The following is a 4,009-nucleotide window of genomic DNA, read 5'->3' on the forward strand; positions in this document are numbered from 1 at the left end:
CGGGACACGCGGCCCCAGCCATTCGCGGGCTTCGCCCCGAAAGGCCTCGTCGAGAGCGGAGAACCCGAACTCCACGGCCACTCCTCACATGGATGGACATNNAGGGGAACGGCATCCGACACCCGGTTACCGCTCCCCGCTCACCGCTCACCCCGGCGGCCGTGGCAGCAGCGGCATCGGATCCACCCCCACCGATCCGGGCAGCGCCTCCGCGATGCTCTGCGGGGTCCAGCCGCCACAGGCGTAGGCCGACCGCAGTTCACGCGGCTGCGCCCATACCGCGATCTTCGGCCCCGCCACCGTGTACACCTGCCCGGTCACCTCCGCCTGGCGAGCCCGCTCGGAGAGCAGGTAGACGACCAGCGCGGCCACGTCCTCGGGCTCCCCGATCTCCGTCAGCTCCATCGGCACGCCGGCCGACATGCGCGTACGGGCGACGGGGGCCACCGCGTTGGCGGTCACCCCGTACTTGTGCAGTCCGAGGGCGGCGCTGCGGACGAGGGAGATGATCCCGCCCTTGGCCGCGCTGTAGTTGGCCTGGGAGTACGACCCCTGGTGGCTGCCGCTGGTGAAGCCGATGAGGGTGCCGGAGCGCTGGGCACGCATCACCGCGGACGCCGCCCTGAACACGGTGAACGTGCCTTTGAGGTGGGTGGCGATGACCGGGTCCCACTCGTCCTCGGTCATGTTGAACAGCATCCGCTCGCGCAGGATCCCGGCCACGCACACGACGCCGTCGAGCCGTCCGAAGGCCGACAGGGCGGTGTCGACGACCCGTTGGCCGCCCGCCATGGTCGAGATGTCGTCGGCGACGGCGACGGCCCGGCCGCCGGCGGCCTCGATCTCCTTGACGACGGCCTCGGCGACCTCGCTGGAGGGCGAGCCGCCGTCCATGGAGACGCCGTAGTCGTTGACGACGACGCTCGCTCCCTCGGCCGCGGCGGCCAGCGCCACCGCCCTGCCGATCCCTCGTCCGGCGCCGGTGACGGCGACGGCCCTGCCGGTCAAGAAGTTCCCCACGCCCGGCCCCTTCCCGCAGTTTCTGACGGACCGTTAGATTTTATGTCCCGTCGGATACCCGGCGACAAGCCCCGGGGAGGCACCGAATGGCACTGCCCGCCGAGTTCCACGACATCGCCGAGCGCGTCAACAACTGGGGACGCTGGGGCGCCGATGACGAGATCGGCACCCTCAACCTCGTCACCGACGAGGTCGTACGGCGTGCGGTGGCCGAGGTGCGCACCGGGCGCCGTGTCCCGCTCGCGCTGCCGCTGCGCGAGGACGGCGTGCAGACCGGGATGATCCCGGGGCGGGTCAACCCCCTGCACACGATGGTGCAGATCAATCAGGAGATCTTCGGGCCGGGCACGGTGGCGTGCAGCGACGACGCCGTGACGATGGGCCTCCAGGCGGCCACGCACTGGGACGCGCTGCCGCACGTCTCGCACTCGGGCCGGATCTACAACGGCCGCCCGGCCGGCACGGTCACCGCGCACGGCGGCGCGGAGTTCAGCGGCATCGACAAGGCCCCGTACGTCGTCTCGCGCGGGGTGCTCCTGGACGTGGCACGCGCGCGTGGCGTCGACCGGCTGGAGGGCGGCCACGCGGTCACCCCGGAGGACCTGGAGGCGGCCGAGGAGCTGGCGGGGACGCGGGTGCGGGCGGGCGACATCGTGCTCGTACGGACCGGGCAGATGCGGGTCTACCTCGCCGGCGACCGGCAGGCGTACGCGCACCCCTCGCCGGGGCTGTCGGTGCGCACGCCGGAGTGGTTCCACGCGCGCGATGTGGCGGCGGTCGCCAACGACACCCTGACGTTCGAGGTGTTCCCGCCCGAGATCGAGGATCTGTGGCTGCCGGTGCACGCGCTGCATCTGGTGGAGATGGGCATGATGCAGGGTCAGAACTGGAATCTCGAAAAGTTGTCCACAGCCTGTGGACAAGAAGGACGTTACGCGTTCCTGCTCTCCGCGACGCCCGAGCCGTTCGTCGGCGGGACGGGAACGCCGGTGGCGCCGGTGGCCGTGCTGTGAAGCCCCTCCCCGCGGGCCGCCACCGGCCGGGCGCCCGACGGATCACGTCCGATGCATCACGACGGATCACGTCCAACGGGTTACGCCGGATGGTGGCGCGCCGCTGCCCGCCCCGAGCACGGCACCACGCGCCACCATCCGGCTCGGCGTACCCGCCCCGGTCTCCCCCGGCCCTGAGGGACCCGACGCCGAATCACGACCCACACTCGACGGGGGTCCCCGTCACCGGAACCCTCGTCGTCCCCTCGCGGCGAATCGCTGACCACAAGCGTGATCAAACGGACACCTGGCGTCAACACCCGATCGGGGATTTGTGATTTACGTCCCATTTGTCATGGGCGCGCACGGAAGCACGTCCGGGCGCACCGATTCCCGCCCCCGGCCTGACCGACAGCGCTTTCTGCACCGGTACGCCGAGGCCCCGCACACCGTGCGCCGTAGGCAGGGCGCCGTACGCAGCGCTCGCGCGCAGCACTCCACGCACCGTCCGGCTCCCCGCGCACCGGTGCACGGACATACGGGCGCACCGAGGTGCCCGTGCGCCGTCACACGGCTTCGTACGCGAAACCCTCGTAGACCGGCGGCCGGAAGGCGCCGGCACCGGCCCCGACCTCCGCCGCGGCGTCACCCTCCGCCGCACCGCCGCACCCGGCCGCACCGCCGCATTCGGCCGCACCGCCGCGCTCCGCCGCACCGCCGTGGCCGGCGCCGTCGACGGGCCGGGCGCAGCGGTCGAGTTCGCACCAGATGCGCTTGCCGGGGCCCTCGACGCTCCAGCCCCAGCGGTCCGCGAGTCCGTCCACGAGGGCGAGGCCGCGGCCGCCCGTGGCCTCGTCGCCCACACAGCGGGGCACGGGCGCCCGGGTGCTGCTGTCGGCCACCTCCAGCCGGACGGTGGCCTCCCCGGTCTCGACGCCCGGCAGGGAGAGCCGCAGCACGGCCGGACAGCCGGTGTGCACCACGGCGTTGGTGACCAGCTCGGAAATGAGCAGGATCAGCGTCTCGGCGAGCGGCTCGTCGGCCTCTATCCCGGACCCGGCGATGCGCGAACGGGCCCACCGCCGGGCGCGACCCACTTCAGCGGGGTCGGGCCGGATCTCCAGCTGCACTTGAAGCACCTGCACCGCTCACACCATCCGAACCGGCGGACACATGGCCGCGCGCCACGTGAGCCACGCAAGCCACGCGAGCACCATGACGACGAGGGCCACGATCGTAGCCATTTTCCGCATGACCAGAACAACGGCCAGAGGCGGAGTGACGGAACGTGATTCCCTTACGAGACAGCTTGGTTGACATACAGTCACCCCAACAAGCGCTTCGGGCATATTCCAGCGCGAAGGAGTACGCGTGCGGCATACTGTGCGACGCTCGCTGCGGGGAGTCGAACAGGCCATGCTCCCGCGCCCGTCCAGCCTGCGAGCAGGGGCGCGCACCGTCGCATCCGGCACTGCCCCGGGGGCACCACCGGCACGGCTCGCGCTCGTAGCCACTCGCATCCCACAGAAGGTACCGGAGCGACTCCCCGACTCCGGCCCGTGACGGGTCACGCATCGGCCACAACCACATCTCACGCTGTGTGACCGGCTGATGCCACGATCATCGACACGTTTCCCGGCCGGCCCTCATCACCGCAGGCCGGGGCCTGCGGAGCCGGTCCCGGACAGCAGTTCACGCGCCAACAGTTCCTCACTCTCCGTGCCGCCTCCCGTACGTCGCGTGCGCACCCACGCCCGCTTCAGCACCAGGTGGACCTCGACGTCCCAGGTGAACCCCATCCCGCCGTACACCTGGAGGCAGTCGCGCGCGCCGCGTACGGCGGCCTCGTCGGCGAGGAGCCGGGCCGCCGCGATGTCGGCGGGGTCGGCGGTGACGGCGGCGGCGTAGACGGCGGCCCGCGCCACCTCCACCCGCACCAGCAGTTCCGCGCACAGGTGCTTGACGGCCTGGAAGCCGCCGATCGGCGGCTTCCAGGC

Annotated in this window: 4 protein-coding genes; 1 reads left to right on the top strand and 3 read right to left on the bottom strand. The window is 71.8% G+C overall.

The window, feature by feature from the left end; translation table 11 throughout:
- Positions 1 to 147: 147 nt before the first annotated feature.
- Positions 148 to 1,020: an SDR family NAD(P)-dependent oxidoreductase gene (locus BZL64_RS18675; RefSeq protein WP_086770335.1), complete on the bottom strand. Its 873-nt coding sequence runs from the start codon at positions 1,018 to 1,020 to the stop codon at positions 148 to 150.
- Positions 1,021 to 1,106: 86 nt separating this feature from the next.
- Here BZL64_RS18675 and BZL64_RS18680 point away from each other — a divergent pair, with 86 nt between their 5' ends.
- Positions 1,107 to 2,033 carry a cyclase family protein gene (locus tag BZL64_RS18680; protein ID WP_086770336.1) on the top strand — a complete coding sequence of 309 codons (927 nt, stop codon included), beginning with the start codon at positions 1,107 to 1,109 and terminating at the stop codon, positions 2,031 to 2,033.
- Between the two features lie 545 nt (positions 2,034 to 2,578).
- Here BZL64_RS18680 and BZL64_RS18685 read toward each other — a convergent pair.
- Together BZL64_RS18685 and BZL64_RS18695 are read right to left on the bottom strand one after the other, a co-directional pair.
- Positions 2,579 to 3,142 carry an ATP-binding protein gene (locus BZL64_RS18685; protein ID WP_086770337.1) on the bottom strand — a complete coding sequence of 188 codons (564 nt, stop codon included), beginning with the start codon at positions 3,140 to 3,142 and terminating at the stop codon, positions 2,579 to 2,581.
- A 519-nt stretch (positions 3,143 to 3,661) separates the two neighbouring features.
- The coding region (locus tag BZL64_RS18695; protein ID WP_143663205.1) for an acyl-CoA dehydrogenase family protein at positions 3,662 to 4,009 on the bottom strand (348 nt) is incomplete at its 5' end.

The sequence above is a fragment of the Streptomyces bobili genome, from assembly GCF_002154575.1.
Classification (GTDB): domain Bacteria; phylum Actinomycetota; class Actinomycetes; order Streptomycetales; family Streptomycetaceae; genus Streptomyces; species Streptomyces bobili.

What these genes read in the sequence shown, in the direction of transcription:
- BZL64_RS18680 (WP_086770336.1), top strand. Translation starts at nt 1,107, where the DNA reads ATGGCACTGCCCGCCGAGTTCCACGACATCGCCGAGCGCGTCAACAAC.